Consider the following 15,672-nt stretch of genomic DNA (forward strand, 5'->3'; position numbering starts at 1 on the left):
CGCAGCGCGTGGCCTCGGCCATGTAATGGGTGGAGATGAAGATCGTCACGCCATCGTTTCGGGACAGATCTATCAGCGATTGCCAGAAGATATCGCGCGCCACAGGGTCCACCCCCGATGTCGGCTCGTCTAGGATCAGGATTTCGGGGCGATGGATCAGCGCGACCGCCAGCGACAGGCGCTGACGAATACCCAGCGGCAGGCGCATCGGCAGGCTGTCGAGCACGTCTTCAAGATCGAACCGCTCAGCGAGTTCCGCGATCCGCGGCACGATCTCTGCGGATGTCATGTCGAAAAGCTGCCCGTGCAGATCAAGGTTCTGCCGCACCGTCAGCTCGGAATAAAGCGAGAAGGATTGCGTCATGTAGCCGATGCGCTTGCGGGTGGCCATGTCATGGGCATCGACCTTGCGACCGTAAATCTTCGTGGTGCCGTCACTCGGATCCAGCAGCCCGGTCAGCGCCTTCATGGTGGTGGTCTTGCCGCACCCGTTGGAGCCCAGAAAGCCGAAGATCTCGCCCCGCTTGATGCGAAAGCTCACCTGGTCCACAGCTGTGAAATCGCCAAACCGCACGGTAAGGTTCTCGGCCTCGATGACGTTTTCCCCGTCAGATGCCGGATCGCGCGGCGGTATGCTCAGGTCTTTATGGCGGCTGCGTTTTTCCTCGGGCAGAAGTGCGATGAAGGCCGCATCCAGATCAGCGGCACCGGTGCGCTCGAGAATTTCGGCCGGGCTGCCGGTCGCCAGAACCTTGCCCGCGTCCATCGCCACGAGGTAATCGAAGCGCGCGGCCTCTTCCATATAGGCGCTTGATACCAGCAGGCTCATGCCCGGACGATCAGCGCGGATGCGGTCGATCAGGGCCCAGAATTCGCGCCGCGACAGCGGATCGACGCCAGTGGTCGGCTCATCGAGAACCAGAAGATCGGGATCGTGGATCAGCGCGCAGCAAAGGCCCAGTTTCTGCTTCATCCCGCCCGAAAGCTTGGCCGCCGCGCGGGCGGCAAAAGGGGCAAGACCGGTCGCCCTGAGCAGTTCGTCGATCCGCTGCGCGCGTTCCTGTGCGCCCTCGCCAAAAAGACGTCCGAAAAAATCGACATTCTCGCGGACCGAAAGCGTCGGGTAAAGGTTCCGGCCCAGCCCCTGCGGCATATAGGCGATGCGCGGGGCGATCCGCGCGCGATGCCCGGCGCGCGCCATGTCGCCGCCCAGCACCTCCAGCCGCCCTTCCTGCATCCGCCGCGCCCCGACGATCAGCGCCAGAAGGCTCGACTTTCCCACGCCGTCCGGCCCTATGACGCCGACGGAACGGCCTGTCGGCAGATCGATTGAAACATCGTCCACGGCCCGGGTCTTGCCATAGCGGAGCGAGAGCCCCTCGGCATGCACCACGGGCATGGAATCGGTCATTCCAGCACCTGCCCCTGCGCCTCAGCCGGCCAGGGCGCGGTCGGGTCAAGCCGCACCCAGGCGACGCCGGGAAGCCCGGTCTTGACCTGATCGAGGTGCTTTCCCAGCAGCTCCGGCGCGATCCTGGCCCGCACCCTGAACATCAGCTTCTCGCGCTCGATTTCCGTCTCGACCGTCTTGGGCGTGAACTGCGCCACGTCCGACACGAAGGAAACGTGCGCGGGGATGACGATGCCGGGTGCCGCATCCAGCAGCAAACGCACCTCGGTTCCCAGCCCGATACGCCCCGCATCCGCCGTCGGAAGGAAAAACGTCATGTAAACGTCGTTGAGGTCCACCATGTTGACAACGCGCCCGCCGGCACCCACGACTTCGCCCGCACGCGCGACGATATATTGCACCCGTCCGGCACGCGGCGCTTTCAATGTGCTGTCCTCAATCTGCACGTCGATTGCCTCGATCGTCGCCCGGGCCGCGGTCACCGAAGCTTCGGCCCCAATGACCGAGGCTTTCGCCGAAGAGACCCCGGCCCGCGCCGCCGCAAGCGACGCCTCTGCCGAGGCAACCGCCGCCGCGGCGCCAAAGGCATTGGCCCGATCGATCTCGAACTGCCGTTCGGATGTGATGCTGTTCTGCGTCAGAGACTCGGAGCGCTCATACTGGCGCCGCGCGACATCCTCCTCCGCGCGGCGCTGTTCCAGAACGGCCTCGGCCGCGCGCACTTCGGCCGCGCGCTGTTCGACAAGCAGCGTAGCGTTTTCCACGGCGATTTCGGCGCGGCGCAGTTCTGCCACCATCTGGTTGCGATTGGCCTGCAATTGCCGCGTGTCGAGCTCGGCCAGCAGCGCGCCCGCCGCGACGAGTTCCCCTTCGTTCACAAGCACGGTGTCAATCCGCCCGGGCAGCTTGGCCGCAACGTCGATTTCGACCGCTTCGATCCGCCCGTTGCCGCGCGCGAATCCTTCCGCGTCCATATCGGAGCGGGTGCTTTGCCAGAGCAAAAAGCCGGATACGGCGACAGCGATGACGATCGCGGCTATGATAACGGGGCTGGGTTTTGCCACTGTATACTCGCTTGCTGTGATGATTCGGGCGTCCTTATTGTTCTTGCGACGCGCTTGAACCCTAGATCATCCGCATAGGGCTTCACAACCGGATTGAACGGCGCATCCCGTCACAGAACGACGTTGTCCACCCGTCCGAGCCGACCACTGGCAAAGTCATAGGACAGGCCCAGAAGGCCGAGAACGGTTTCGATTTCTGCTGCGTTTCTGGGCGCATAGACCATGACAGCGGTTGGCGGGATCATGCCCGCCGCGGCCATCGGATGCGGTTCTGCCCAGCCCAGATCAATGATTTTCGGCACTGCGTCCTCGGGCAGCATCATGTGCAGGCTGCCGTCCTGCGGTGGATGGACATGGGCGAATTCCCTGCCGACCATGAACGCCTCACGGCAACCGCATCCGCGCCCGTGTTCGAGGCAGAGCGCCTCTGCGCCCGGCACCGAGATCATCGAGGGCTGGCGGATGACAAAGGGAAAATCAAAGGCCCGTTCCCTGAACGCCCGAACCGTTGCGGCATCCGGGTTCTGGGAAATCTGGGTATGCGGGGCACAAGGCGTGGTCGCAGGCCTAGGCCCCTCGCGCGGCGGTATCTTCAGCACGGTATCGCCTCCGGCAGGTCGTGTTCCTTCATCGCCTTTACCAGGGCGGCGCGCATGGTCGGGACATGGGGAATTTCCCTGCCGGCGATCTTGGCAGGGCTGACCGGCTTGGGTCCGGTGATGTCGGGCATTTTTCGTGGTGCTCCTTTCGTGTCTTTTCAACTCAACCGAACCGAAAGGCGCTTTCGACAGCGCCCATAACGGGGTCTTCTAGCGTCTTGCGCCCAATGTCCGCGCCTGCTGCGCCCGCCACAACGTGCAGCGGGATCAGGTGCTCTTCGCGCGGATGGGCCTCGCGGCCGCCCGGGGCATCGGACCAGCGCGCAAGCCTGCGGTTGCGTTCCTCGGGATCGGGGCAGGTCACGGCCTCGGTCAGCCAGGCATCGAACGCGCCGCCAACGATGTCGTCTCGCGCCCCGCCACGCAGGCTCTGCATCAGCACGGACATGTTGTGATAGGTGTTGCCGCTGCCGAGGATCAGCACGCCCTCGTCGCGCAGGGGGGCCAGGGCACGGCCAAGCGCAATGTGGCGCGCGGGGTCGAGATCGCTGGCAACCGAAAGCTGGACACAGCGAATGTCGGCATCGGGAAAGGCGACCTTGAGCGGCACGAAAACGCCGTGGTCAAACCCGCGCGTGGCATCCTTCGCAGCGGCAAACCCGGCGGCGCGGGTCAGCTCATGCACCCTGTCTGCCAGCGCCAGATCGCCGGGGGCGGGCCACGTTAATTCATAAGTGTGCGGTGGAAAGCCGCGGTAATCGAACAGAAGCGGTGGCGCGGGATTGGTTTGCACGGTGAAGGCGGGTTCCTCCCAGTGGCCCGAAATCACCAGAAGCGCGCGGGGACGTTCGGGCAATGTGGCAGGCAGATCCTCCAGGAATTTCCGGTGCCGGTCCCATTCATCGGGCGGATTCCAGTCCATGAAGAAACACGGGCCGCCGCCATGGGGAATGAACATCGTGGGCATACGGGTCATGTTGCATCATCCTCACCGGTCAGGCCATTCGAGACCTTGCCTTTCGTTGTATGGATAAGGAGTAGTTGAGTTGTGTCGTTATTTAAAGTAGGGACGAAAAAGTAACTATAAAATCGAGCCGATCCCATGCCCAGAACGCCGCCACAATGCCCGATGGATTCGATCCTGCGTCTGCTCATGGGACCGTGGACAACCCACATCATCTGGGTGCTGAGCGATCAGGGGCCACAAAGATTCGGGGTTCTGAAACGCGCCGTGCCGGGAATATCGACCCGAATGCTGACCGAGCGGCTGCGGATGCTTCAGCGCGCCGGGGTCGTCTGGCGCGAACAGGCCGAGACGATCCCGCCTGCGGTCACCTATGGCCTGACGCCGCGCGGCAACGACCTGCGCGGCGTTCTCGACGCAATGGGCGAGATCGCGGAACGATGGAAGACCGAGGGGGTATTTGAAGGTGATGACTTGGGCGGGGCCGCTTCACCAAACTCGCGTTTGTGAGTTAGGCTGCGCCACCCGGCTTCTGCCTGTGAGCGCGGTCAGACAGGTTGCGCCGTGCATTCGATATCACGTTTTGGAATCAGGTGATCGCCATGCGGGAAAGTAAAGTGGCCGATGTGCTGAAAGGAGCCAGAGAGGTATTCCTGAAGTGCGGTTTTGAAGGTGCCAGCGTCGATGCGATTGCCGAAGAAGCCAAGGTGTCGAAGGCAACCCTCTATGCGCATTTTCCAAGCAAGGACAAACTCTTTTTGAGCGTCTTGCAATCCGAGTGCGACAGCCTTTCAGAGGAAATCTGCCGTCCGCTTACAAGCCAGAATGATGCGCGGAGCATGCTGGAAGAACTCTCTCGGCGGATGATCGGGTTGGTCATGGATGATGACTATATGCGCCTCCTGCGCGTTTGCATCGGCGCGGTTTCGGTTCTGCCGGAGGCAGGTGAAATATACATGAACGCAGGTCCGAGGCGTGCCATCAGGATCGTCGCGCAAATACTCAGAAATTTGCATGAGACGAAATCACTGGACGTGAAAAACGTCCAAAACGCCTCTGCTCAATTTATTCATCTCTCTGTATCTGGCGTTATCATGCCGCAATTGCTGGCCGTCGATCAGCCTATCGATGTGTCTGAGCACTCAAGACGGGCGGTTGATGCGTTTTTGGGGGCATATGGCGGACGCGATGCCTCTTGAAGTGGCGTGGTCAATGGATTGCCTTCTCGTACTTCTGCGGGCGCTATCGAGCGCCGTGCCGGATCAGATGAGATTGAATTCTTGACCCGGACCGACCCACAGACTAACTCCCACGTAACATAAACCGACCGGACGGTATAGTTTGAGCAAGCCCATGCCCCCTTCAGAATGCAGAAACGCCTCGCGCAGGATACTTTCAGCGGCGCGTGCGATTGCCACCCGTGAGGGCGCGGGCAGGATCACGATCGAGGCGGTCGCGAAGGAGGCCGGCCTGAGCAAGGGCGGCTTGCTTTACAATTACCCGACCAAGAAAGCGCTGCTGTCTGGCTTGTTGGCGCAGATGCTGGCCGAGCACCGCGAATTGCTCGAGAGCGTGCCCGAGCGGCACCCCGCACGCACGCTCCGGGGCCATCTCGAAACGGTTCTACAGTCGGAAGAGGTGGATGGTGACCTGTCGATGGCGATCCTCGCGACCGCTGCATCAGATCCGCAACTGCTCGATCCGCTGCGGGCGGAATTGACCGACGACCTCGGGCGTATCCTGTCCGATACACAAGACGCGCCGGGTGCCATGGTGGCCTTTTGGGCAATCCAGGGGCTGCGTTTCCAGAAGCTGTTGAAGCTACCGGATGGCGGTGCGGACACCAGAGAACGCGTCATCGAACGATTGAGGGCCCTGATCGATGATCTCAAGTAAAAAAGACAAAAGCTGGAAGGGGATCGCTGCGGTTATTGCTGTGGCGGGGGCGGCACTCCTGATGGTGTCCTTTCTTCCTGTGTCCTTGGGCGAAGTGCTGGCCCAGACAGGCCAGGAGTCGAGTGAACCTGGTGCCGAAACAAGCCAGGCGGGCGCGTCCGACAAGGAGGTCGTGGTCGAGGTGACCCGAGCAACGCGCCGGACCGTTACGCGCGGTCGCACCGTTGCCGGACGGGTCGTGCCGGCCCGCACCGTGGACATCGCGTTTCAGGTGTCCGGACAGGTCCTGCGCCTTGAGGTGGAACCGGGTGACAAGATCAGCAAGGGCGATCTGATCGCGGCGCTCGATCCGGTCGATTTCGAACTCGCCGTGGATCGGGCGCGGGCGGCCTTCGTCCTTGCTGAGTCCGAGATCAACCGCGCAGCGAGTCTTGCCGAACGGGGCGTTGCTGCGGAATCCCGGCTTGAAACCGCCCGCGCCGAATACGCGCAGGCGGAAGTTGCGCTGCGCGAGGCCGAGCGACGCCTCTCCCAGACGCAGATCGTCGCGCCTTTCGACGCGATCGTGGCACGCACATTCATAGAAGATTATGTCAACGTCACCTCGGCGGCATCGGTGGCACGTCTTCAGGACGTCAGCGAGTTAAGGATCCTGATTTCTCTGCCGGAAGAACTGGCGGCCGTCGCACGAAGCGCGCCCGACGCTTTCGATCTCGTGGCGAGTTTTCCGGCGGTGCCTGGCTACACGGCACCGCTCGTGCTTCGGTCCTTTGCAACCGATGCGAACAGCACGGCGCAGACCTATGATGTGGAATTCGCAATCACGGGCGATGTCGATTCGCGTCTTCTGCCCGGGATGACGGCCAGGGTGCGTCTTTCAAACGCAGCCGCCGAAGCCAGTGCACAGTCCGTCATGGTCCCGGTTTCGGCGATCGATACCTCAAGCCGAACCGAGCCTTCAGTCTGGATCTACGACGAACAGTCGGGACAGGTCACACGCCAGACGATCCGCTTGGGGCTGCCCGTCGATAACGAGATCGTGGTTCTCGAAGGTCTGGAGGGCGATGAATTGATCGTTTCCGGCGGGTGGTGGCGACTTCGGGACAATCAGACCGTGACGGTTTCGGGGCTCTGATCCCGCCCCCTTGACAGGACACGAACAGATCCATGGCATTCAGCATTTCAGGCGCAAGCATCCAGCGGCCCGTCGCGGTCTGGCTCCTCATTCTCTTTTGCCTTCTTGGCGGGTATTGGGGACTGAACACGGTGGGCCGCCTTGAAGACCCGAGTTTCACGCTCAAGACCGCACTCGTCTTTGTGCCGTATCCCGGCGCGACAGCAGTCGAGGTCGAGGAAGAGGTCTCTGACGTCATCGAAAACGCGCTGCAGCAGATGAAGCAGCTTGACCGGGTCGAATCCAAGTCGATGCCGGGCATGGCGCAAATCACCGTGGAGATCGAGGGCACATATGGCCCGGATGAGATTCCGCAAGTCTGGGACGAGATGCGCCTGCGCATCCGCGACGTGGAGGGGGAGCTTCCCGAAGGCGCGCGCGCGCCCATCGTCAACGACGATTTCGGCGCCGTTTACGGCATGTTCTACGCGGTGAAAACCGAAGGTCTGAGCCCGCGCGAAGAGCGGGATCTGGCCACGAAATTGCGGCTGGGCCTAGTGACCGTGGACGGTGTCGCCAAGGTCGAGGTTCAGGGCCTCACCGAAGAGGTGATCACGATCTCGATTCCATCCGCGCGCCTGACAGAGCTGGGCCTTCCGCCCAACCAGGTTCTGAGCGTGCTGAACGACGAGAACCTCGTCTTCGATAATGGCGAGATCACCGAGGGGCCGGCCCGGATAGGACTGTCCGTGCCGCCAGGTTATGTGACCCCCGAAGGGATCGAGGAGTTGCGGCTTGGCGCGGCCGGAGAGGTCGGGCAGGTCGCGATCCATGATATTGCCCGCGTCGCCCGCGACGAGGCGGAACAGCCCAGTCAGATCATCCGGCAGAACGGCACCGCGGCCTTCACCCTCGGGGTGTCGGCGCTGACAAACCGAAACGTGGTCGAGGTTGGCGCGGCGGCTGCCGCTCGGCTTGAGAAGTTGAAGGCTGAGTTGCCCGAAGGTGTCGAGATCACGCCGATCTACGAACAGCACGTCGTCGTTGATCAGGCCGTCTCCAGCTTTCTTCTGAGCCTTGCGATGTCGGTTGCCATCGTTGTCGGGGCGCTTATACTGACAATGGGCTGGCGCGCGGGTCTCGTGGTGGGCGCGACCCTCGGGCTTACGGTTTTCGTGACACTGTTCTTCATGTCGGTGTTCGGGATCGCAATGGAGCGGATCAGCCTTGGCGCCCTGATCATTGCGATGGGGATGCTGGTGGACAACGCCATCGTGATCACCGAAGGGATGGTAATCGGCATGGCGCGCGGAAAGAGTGCGGAAAAAGCCGCCGCCGAGACCGAAAGTTCCACGTCCATTCCGCTGCTTGGGGCCACCGTGATCGGGATCATGGCATTTTCCGGGATCGGCCTGTCGCCGGATGCCACGGGCGAGTTCCTGTTCTCGCTTTTCGCGGTGATCACCATCTCGCTGCTGATGAGCTGGATTCTGGCCGTCACGGTCACGCCCTATCTCGGCAAGCTGCTGCTCAAGGCCCCAAAAAACACCTCGGACGATCCCTACAAGGGCGCGTTCTACGGGATCTATCGCGGGATGCTCTGGCTCGTGCTGCGCGCCCGTGTGCTGGTTGTGCTTATAATCGTGGGAATCACAGTTGTGTCGGTGATGGCCTTCGGGCAGGTCAAGCAGGCCTTTTTCCCGGCGTCAAATACCCCGCTCTTCTATGTCGAATTCCAGATGCCGCAAGGCACTGACATCAACGTCACCGACCGTGAAATGCGGCGACTTGAACAGATGTTCCTGGCCGAGGAGGGCGTGACGGATGTGACGACCCTGGTGGGACGTGGCGCAAGCCGCTTCATGCTGACCTACAGCCCGGAGCAGGCGGATGCCAGCTATGGCCAGCTGATCGTCCGGGTGGCCGACGCCGAGGCGATCCCGGCCATGGCCAATCGGTTGAACCGCGATCTGCCCGCCGCATTTCCCAACGCGCTTGTCCGGGTCGAAGAACTCGTTTTCGGCCCGCCCTCCGGTGCCGATGTGGCGGTCCGCTTCTCCGGTGCCGATCCGGTCATTCTGCGCCAACTCGCCGATGATGCAACCCGGATATACGCGGCCGCAGGCACAATCACCAATTCACGCACCAATTGGCGGCAGCGCGAGATCCTGATCGAGCCGATCGTTGACGAGTCGCGGATGCGGCTGGCCGGGACCTCGCGCAGCGCGATCTCCGATACCGTCCGCTACGGAACCTCGGGCTTGCGAGTCGGTGAATTGCGCGAAGGCGACGAGGTCATCCCGATCCACCTGCGGCTGCCTGCGAACGAACGCGACGGAATCGACCGCGTTCGTGACCTGTCGGCCTGGTCCGATGGAGCTGGCGCCTACGTTCCCATGGCCAACCTTGTGGAACGGTTCGAGCCGCGCCTCGTGGAGGCGCTCATTCACCGGCGCAACCGTGAACGCACCATCACCGCCCTTGGCGGCGCACGGGGGGATCTCACGGCGGATGAGGCCTTCAAAAGCGTGCGCACCGAGATCGAGGCCCTCCCGCTTCCCGAGGGCTACAGCATGGAATGGGGCGGGCAGTATGAAAGCTCCACCGACGCCCAGACCAGCCTTGGCAAGCAGCTTCCCCTCAGCTTTCTTGTCATGCTGACGATCTCGATCCTGATGTTCAACAAGGTTCGCCAGCCGCTCATCCTGTGGCTTGTCGTGCCGATGTCAGTGACAGGCATGGTGCTCGGGCTGCTCTTCACAGGCCTGCCTTTCACTTTCACGGCCCTGCTCGGCTTTTTGTCGCTTTCGGGGATGCTGATGAAGAACGCGATCGTTCTGGTCGAAGAGATCGACGTGCAGCGCGCGGACGGTGTGCCGGATTACAAGGCGGTAATCGACGGCTCTGTCAGCCGTCTGCGCCCTGTCGTGCTGGCCGCCGGCACAACGATCTTTGGCATGATCCCGCTCCTGCCGGACGCCTTCTTTGCGTCGATGGCGGTCACGATCATGGGTGGCCTCGCCTTTGCCTCGGTACTGACCCTTGTCGCCGTGCCGGTGCTGTACGCACTCCTTTTCCGTATCCGTCCACCAAAAGACGAAAGCGCCGACTCGAAAACCGGGACAGCCTCTGGCTGAAGTGATTCACGCTTCAAGTGGGTAGAACCGCCCCTTGAACAAAATGCGCTTGTAGCTTAACGCCAGCTTCTAAATCGTGGCGAAGGCGGGCGATCTTTTCCTTAGACCATCAACATTTCGTGCTTGTTCGAAGGTCAGCTGCGCCCGGAAAAGAGAATGTCGCCGCAAAGCGGTCCGTTCGCAGTATACGCAAAAGGCCCACCAGGGATGGCGGGCCTTCCGGTTGATCTCGGTGTATCAGTTGGCGCAGGCGCGGATGGCTTCGATGTCCGGCCCATTAGGCGACCGACCCAGATTGAAGGGGGCGGACGCATCGCGCCATTTGGCGTAATCGGCCAGATATTCGAGCTGGCTGAGATAGACCTTGGCCGAGGCGGGGTTTTCGCAGGCGGTCTCGATGATCACCTCATTGGCGAGTTCCTGCACACGCGCCAAAGTCTCGTCGTCGTAGCGGGTGATCTCGATGCCAGCGTCCTTGAACTGCTGATAGGCCTCGGTGGCGCGCTTTTCGGTAAAGGAAAGCGACCAGATCAGATTGGCCTGAGCCGCGATTTTCAGATCCTCCTGCGTTTCAGGCGAGAGCGCATCCCACGAGGCCTTGTTGATCATCACGCCAAAGACCGAAGCCGACTGATGCCAGCCCGGAGTGGCCCAGAACTTGGTCACCTGATGGAAGCCGCCGGAAAAATCGACATTGGGGGTCGAGAATTCTGCGCCGTCAATCACGCCGCGTTCCAGCGACTGATAGATTTCGCCACCGGCCATGGAGACCTGATTGCCGCCGAGTTTTTCGAGCAGGCGACCCTGTTCCAGACCGGACAGGCGCAGGCGTTTGCCTTGCAGATCTTCAAGGGTCACGATGGCCTCATTGGTACGGAAACCGGATTCGTTGTTGGTCACGCCGTAGGGCAGGTAGACCATGCCGAATTTGCCGTAGATCTCGTTATAGAGATCGGCACCGCCCCATTGTTCGATCCAGTTGACGTAGTCGATGGCGTTGAAGAGGCTGGCAGTGGTTGCCAAGGGGGAGAACGCCGAATCGCGGCCTGCCCAATAGCCCGGCCAATCCCCGCCTGCCTGAATGGTGCCGGATTCCACCGCACCAAACACTTCGCCTGCGGGCACGAGCGCACCGCCCTCGAAAAATTCGATGGTCAGGGCATCGCCGGTCAGCTTGTTGGCGAGGTCGACGAAATGCTTGTCGATCTCGATCAGCTCCAGAGAGCTGGGCCATGTGGTTGTCATGGTCCAGCTTTCCTGCGCGGCAGATTGCGTCGCAATCCCTGCTGCCAGGGCGAGGCCGGTCACGAGAGAAGTCTTCTTCAGCATGGGTAGTCTCCTTGTTTTACTTGGTGTAGAGCGTCTCTGGCAGCCAAGTGACCAGTTGCGGAAAGATGGCTACGCCGAGGCACATGATCAGGATGAGACCAATGAAGGGTAACACCCCGATGATGATCTGTGAGGTTTTGACCGACTTGGGCGCGATGGCGCGCAGATAGAACAAGGCATAGCCAAAAGGCGGCGTCAGAAACGAGGTCTGCAACACCACCGACATGAGAACAACAAACCACAAGAGGCTGACATCCATCTCTTGCACGATGGGCAGAAAGATCGGGAAGGAAAGCAAGACAATCCCCGTCCAATCGAGGAAAGCGCCCAAAATGAACACGATGAACAGCATCATCGTAATGAGCATCCACGGCTCCATATCCATGCCCCGGATGATTTCCTGAGTGGCACGCAACCCGCCGGTGATGTTGAACACGCCGGTAAAGGCGGTCGCCCCGATCACGATGAAGAGGATCATCGCTGAGGTGCGCCCGGTCTCCAGCATTGCGCCGTAGAAGCTGGTCAATCTGAACTTGCCGCGAAAGATCACGATCAGCAGCGCCAGCGCGGCCCCGATGGCAGAGGCCTCTGTTGCCGTGGCAATGCCCGCCAGGAGCGAGCCGAGGATGCCGAGGATCAGCACCAGGGGCGGTACGGCCTCAATCGCCAGCATCTTGAGCAGGGCGCTGCGGCTGACCTTTTCGTCCGGCTCAACGGCGGGGGCCATATCGGGGCGCACGAAGGCCACGATCACAACCCAGACGGCGTAGAGCAGTCCGAGCAACATGCCGGGGATCATTGCACCGGCAAACAGTTCGCCTACCGAGAGCGGTGAGTAGCTGGCCATCAGGATGAGCATGATAGAGGGCGGAATGAGAATGCCGAGGCAGCCCGAGGCCGCGATGACGCCGGTGGTAAGCGTCGGGCTATAACCATATTGCAGCATCGGGCGCAGGGCCATGACGCCCATCACGGTGATTGAGGCGCCGATGATGCCGGTGGTCGCCGCCAAGAGGATCGAGATGAACACGACCGCCAGTGCTAGACCGCCGCGCACATTGGACATCATCAGCCGGAGGGATTCGAACATTCGGTCGGTGACGCCGCTGTCCGAGAGAAACCGGGCCATCAGCACGAACAGTGGAATGGCAATCAGCGTGAAATTATCCAGCACATCGCCGAAGATGCGATTGATGACGATGCCCAGCACCATCGGCTTGCCCGCGATCAGCGCGCCCAGAACGGCGGTGCCGCCCAGCACAAAGGCCAGCGGATGGCCCATGAAGAGGCCAAGCAGCAGCAGGCCGAACATGCACAGGGCGATGACTTCAGGCGTCACTGCGCACCTCCTGACGATTTAATACGAGTTTCAGAACCTCTGCGATCCCCTGCAACAAGAGCAGGGCCGCCGCCGCAGCCATCGCCATCTTGAGCGGATAGACGGGCAATTGCACCGAGCCATAGGTGGTTTCACCCTGCGCATAGGACCGCATCGCAAATTCATAGGAGCGGGTCGTGAACACCCAGGCGAAGGGAAAGAAGAAGATCAGATAGCCCAGAGCATCGACAATACGGGCCGGGGTCTCGGACAGATTGGCGGTCAGCAGATCCACCCGCACATGCGCCTGATGCCGCAGCGCATAGCCGCCGAGCAGCACAAAGTAGAAGCCGAACATCTGCTTTGTGACATCAAACGCCCAGCGAGTCGGATCGTTGAGCACGTAACGCATGAATACGTCATAGATGATGAATGCCGCGAACACGATCGCCACCACAGAGACGATTCTGCCGATGGTTTCGTTAAGCCCGTCAATGGCGCGAATGATCATGATTTCCTCCGCCAGTATGCGTCGGCATACTATCCCGACACGGGCAGGATACAAGGCGAGGAATTGAGAAGAAGAACTATTTTAGCCCGGATAATTCACGAGAAGGCGGCGGAGGTATCGTAACCATCTGAAATGCTGTATGTTTTGGGTGCTACCGCCAAACATGCAGCTTTTGAGAGGACGACCCCCGCCATGGTCCAATCTACGTGCTCCACGCCCCGCCTGTCACCCCTCAATGGCAAGCCGGTCCTGCTTGGATTTGACGGCGCAGACATGAGCTCCGACGCAGGGCTGACGCTGCTGCGCGAGATCGAGCGCGAGGCGGGTCTGGCGCAGCGGCTTGCAGATTGCCTGTGCGATCCGCGCGATCCGGCAAAAGTTCAGCATAGCCTGTGCGACATCATCCGTTTCCGGATCATGATGATCGCAGCTGGGTATGAAGACGGCAATGACGCGAACGCCTTGCGGCACGATCCCAGCTTCAGGATTGCACTGGAGCGCGGCCCGGAAACCGGGGCGGCATTATGTTCGCAGCCGACGATTCCACGCATGGAAAACCTGCCCGATACTCGCGCGCTGATCCACATGGGTCGCGAGATGGTCCGGTTCTACTGTCAGTCCTTTGCGCGCGCTCCAGGCCGGATCGTGCTCGATATAGATGATACCTTTGATGCGGTGAATGGCCACCAGCACCTGCGCCTGTTCAATGCGTTCTACGACGAGTTCGGCTTCCAGCCGATCGTCGTGTTCGACGGTGAAGGCCGGCTCGTGGGGATACTGTTGCGCCCGGCCCGCCGGCCCAAGGGAGCCGAGAGCGCGGCCCATATCCGCCGGTTGATTCGGCAGATTGCCAGGCATTGGCCCGAGACGGAAATCCTGCTGCGGGCGGACGGCCATTACTGCACCCCGGAGGTTCTGGACCTGTGTGACAGGCTCGGGCTGAGCTATGTCTTCGGTCTGTCAAAGAACGGCCGTCTGGCGCAAAACATCTCGGCTATGGAGGCATCGACGGCAGCGCGCTACACACGCACCCCTGGTCAGAAACTGCGCCGGTTCAAGACCTTTTCCTACGCGGCCCGGTCGTGGTCGAAACCGCGCCGCGTGATAGCCCGCGTCGAGGTTGGCCCAATGGGGCGCGATACCCGCTACATCGTCACCAATCTCGAGGGCGGTCGCGGCAAGCATCTCTACGAGAAGTTCTATTCCGCACGCGGTCAGGCGGAAAACCACATCAAGGCATGGAAGACCCATCTCCCATCAGACCGAACATCATGCTCGAAGGCGAACGCCAACCAGATGCGTCTGATGCTGCACAATTGCGCCTACTGGCTCCGGTGGAAATTGCGCGCCGCCTGTCCAAGGAGATCCCCATGGCGCCGCGCCCAGTTCGACACGCTGCGGCTGCATCTCGTCAAGCTGGCCGCCACTATCGTCGAGAAGAAGACCCGGATCATCATCACACTGCCGACATCGTGTCCGCGAAAGGGACTCCTTCATCTTCTCTTCGACGCGCTCGCCCCACCGAAAGCAGCCTGACGCACGCGCGCCGACACCCCCGGAACATCAATCCATATTACCCAACAACCACGTCAACGACCGGCCAGCAAACCGGACGCAAACATCGGATGCGCGCGACAGACCCGAAATCCGTGAAACCGGCCCCAGGAATACATGAATGCAGCTTCATGAATTATCCGGGTTAGATGCTTTCATGCGATTCCGCTCCTCTCCCAGCCAGGGAAATCTAACGGAAAACTCCACCTTCAGACGATCTAGTTTTCAGCGGGCAGAACTTTGCATCATGTCCAACGACTATTCAAGTCATGAAATCAGGACCCAAATCTTCAATAATGGGTGCCCCGAGGAGAGCCATCGTCTGGGTGATTTCGTCCGCAACAATCCCAAGGCACGCGTCAGCCCCTGCTTCACCCTCGGCAGCCAGCGCGTAGAGTAGCGCTCGGCCCAGACCCACCATTGATGCCCCCAGACACAGGCCTTTGACCACGTCAGAGCCACGGCGCACACCGCTGTCGAAGAATACGGGGATATCCAGCACGTCGGACACAGGCCCGACCAGCCGGACCGGCGCTTCGGCGCCGTCCAGCTGCCGTCCGCCATGGTTCGACAAAATCACCGCATCCACGCCAAGCTTCTGGCAACGCATCGCGTCGTCGATCCGGCTCAGACCCTTGACGATCAGCTTGCGTGGCCATGCCGCACGCAGGCGGGCCAGATCGTTCCAGTCAAAGCTGGCGTCCATCTGACGAGACAGCAATGCCTGCTGTGCTGAAAGGCTTTTGGCTGAGGCCGTTTCGAAATTCCGTAGTTT

Annotated in this window: 15 protein-coding genes; 6 read left to right on the forward strand and 9 right to left on the reverse strand. The window is 61.2% G+C overall.

Annotated elements, in window-relative coordinates:
* The 5 genes from KBT70_RS18935 to KBT70_RS18955 all read right to left on the reverse strand — a co-directional run.
* Nucleotides 1–1,411, reverse strand: a 1,411-nt coding sequence (locus KBT70_RS18935) for an ATP-binding cassette domain-containing protein (protein ID WP_296637828.1), incomplete at its 3' end; no start/stop codon positions are given.
* Complete coding sequence (locus KBT70_RS18940; RefSeq protein ID WP_296637829.1) at nt 1,408–2,475, reverse strand: HlyD family efflux transporter periplasmic adaptor subunit; 1,068 nt, start codon at nt 2,473–2,475, stop codon at nt 1,408–1,410. The genes KBT70_RS18940 and KBT70_RS18935, both read right to left, overlap by 4 nt.
* Nucleotides 2,476–2,585: 110 nt before the next feature.
* On the reverse strand, nt 2,586–3,074 hold the full coding sequence (locus tag KBT70_RS18945) for a luciferase family protein (RefSeq protein WP_036050122.1): 489 nt from the start codon (nt 3,072–3,074) through the stop codon (nt 2,586–2,588).
* Nucleotides 3,068–3,205: a hypothetical protein gene (locus KBT70_RS18950; RefSeq protein ID WP_009820029.1), complete on the reverse strand. Its 138-nt coding sequence runs from the start codon at nt 3,203–3,205 to the stop codon at nt 3,068–3,070. Before KBT70_RS18950 ends, KBT70_RS18945 begins: the two co-directional genes overlap by 7 nt.
* Before the next feature lie 32 nt (nt 3,206–3,237).
* Nucleotides 3,238–4,050: a class III extradiol ring-cleavage dioxygenase gene (locus KBT70_RS18955; RefSeq protein ID WP_151975919.1), complete on the reverse strand. Its 813-nt coding sequence runs from the start codon at nt 4,048–4,050 to the stop codon at nt 3,238–3,240.
* 126 nt (nt 4,051–4,176) lie between these two features.
* On the opposite strand from KBT70_RS18955, the gene KBT70_RS18960 reads away from it, so the two are divergent.
* From KBT70_RS18960 to KBT70_RS18980, 5 genes are all read left to right on the forward strand, one after another.
* Entirely contained in the window at nt 4,177–4,548 is a 372-nt protein-coding gene (locus KBT70_RS18960; RefSeq protein ID WP_074920833.1) for a helix-turn-helix domain-containing protein, read from the forward strand.
* A gap of 107 nt (nt 4,549–4,655) precedes the next feature.
* On the forward strand, nt 4,656–5,237 hold the full coding sequence (locus tag KBT70_RS18965) for a TetR/AcrR family transcriptional regulator (protein WP_296637830.1): 582 nt from the start codon (nt 4,656–4,658) through the stop codon (nt 5,235–5,237).
* Nucleotides 5,238–5,379: 142 nt separating this feature from the next.
* The gene (locus KBT70_RS18970; protein ID WP_254699917.1) at nt 5,380–5,934 is read left to right on the forward strand and encodes a TetR/AcrR family transcriptional regulator; all 555 of its coding nucleotides are present in this window, start codon (nt 5,380–5,382) and stop codon (nt 5,932–5,934) included.
* On the forward strand, nt 5,921–7,069 hold the full coding sequence (locus KBT70_RS18975) for an efflux RND transporter periplasmic adaptor subunit (RefSeq protein ID WP_151975920.1): 1,149 nt from the start codon (nt 5,921–5,923) through the stop codon (nt 7,067–7,069). The genes KBT70_RS18970 and KBT70_RS18975 overlap by 14 nt, the downstream gene beginning before the upstream one ends.
* A gap of 32 nt (nt 7,070–7,101) precedes the next feature.
* Complete coding sequence (locus KBT70_RS18980) at nt 7,102–10,185, forward strand: efflux RND transporter permease subunit (protein WP_296637831.1); 3,084 nt, start codon at nt 7,102–7,104, stop codon at nt 10,183–10,185.
* A gap of 237 nt (nt 10,186–10,422) precedes the next feature.
* Here the strand turns inward: KBT70_RS18980 and dctP are convergent, their stop codons facing one another.
* From dctP to KBT70_RS18995, 3 genes are read right to left on the reverse strand one after another with little or no spacing between them, the layout of a single operon-like run.
* Nucleotides 10,423–11,514 (reverse strand): TRAP transporter substrate-binding protein DctP, encoded by a 1,092-nt coding sequence (gene dctP / locus KBT70_RS18985; RefSeq protein WP_009820022.1) that lies wholly within the window; start codon nt 11,512–11,514, stop codon nt 10,423–10,425.
* Between the two features lie 16 nt (nt 11,515–11,530).
* Nucleotides 11,531–12,853, reverse strand: a complete 1,323-nt coding sequence (locus KBT70_RS18990; RefSeq protein ID WP_198134953.1) for a TRAP transporter large permease subunit — start codon at nt 12,851–12,853, stop codon at nt 11,531–11,533.
* Complete coding sequence (locus KBT70_RS18995; RefSeq protein WP_009820020.1) at nt 12,843–13,343, reverse strand: TRAP transporter small permease subunit; 501 nt, start codon at nt 13,341–13,343, stop codon at nt 12,843–12,845. Before KBT70_RS18995 ends, KBT70_RS18990 begins: the two co-directional genes overlap by 11 nt.
* A 192-nt stretch (nt 13,344–13,535) precedes the next feature.
* On the opposite strand from KBT70_RS18995, the gene KBT70_RS19000 reads away from it, so the two are divergent.
* On the forward strand, nt 13,536–14,879 hold the full coding sequence (locus tag KBT70_RS19000) for an IS1380-like element ISRssp8 family transposase (RefSeq protein WP_296637837.1): 1,344 nt from the start codon (nt 13,536–13,538) through the stop codon (nt 14,877–14,879).
* 280 nt (nt 14,880–15,159) lie between these two features.
* Here the strand turns inward: KBT70_RS19000 and KBT70_RS19005 are convergent.
* Nucleotides 15,160–15,672 (reverse strand): alpha-hydroxy-acid oxidizing protein (locus tag KBT70_RS19005; protein WP_296637839.1); only part of this gene is annotated, 513 nt, incomplete at its 5' end.

Origin of the sequence: Roseovarius sp., assembly GCF_018066915.1 — a bacterium.
Classification (GTDB): domain Bacteria; phylum Pseudomonadota; class Alphaproteobacteria; order Rhodobacterales; family Rhodobacteraceae; genus Roseovarius.

What these genes read in the sequence shown, in the direction of transcription:
- KBT70_RS18955 (WP_151975919.1), bottom strand. Translation starts at nt 4,050, where the DNA reads ATGACCCGTATGCCCACGATGTTCATTCCCCATGGCGGCGGCCCGTGT.
- KBT70_RS18960 (WP_074920833.1), top strand. Translation starts at nt 4,177, where the DNA reads ATGCCCAGAACGCCGCCACAATGCCCGATGGATTCGATCCTGCGTCTG.
- KBT70_RS18995 (WP_009820020.1), bottom strand. Translation starts at nt 13,343, where the DNA reads ATGATCATTCGCGCCATTGACGGGCTTAACGAAACCATCGGCAGAATC.
- KBT70_RS19000 (WP_296637837.1), top strand. Translation starts at nt 13,536, where the DNA reads ATGGTCCAATCTACGTGCTCCACGCCCCGCCTGTCACCCCTCAATGGC.
- KBT70_RS18980 (WP_296637831.1), top strand. Translation starts at nt 7,102, where the DNA reads ATGGCATTCAGCATTTCAGGCGCAAGCATCCAGCGGCCCGTCGCGGTC.
- KBT70_RS18975 (WP_151975920.1), top strand. Translation starts at nt 5,921, where the DNA reads ATGATCTCAAGTAAAAAAGACAAAAGCTGGAAGGGGATCGCTGCGGTT.
- dctP (WP_009820022.1), bottom strand. Translation starts at nt 11,514, where the DNA reads ATGCTGAAGAAGACTTCTCTCGTGACCGGCCTCGCCCTGGCAGCAGGG.
- KBT70_RS18950 (WP_009820029.1), bottom strand. Translation starts at nt 3,205, where the DNA reads ATGCCCGACATCACCGGACCCAAGCCGGTCAGCCCTGCCAAGATCGCC.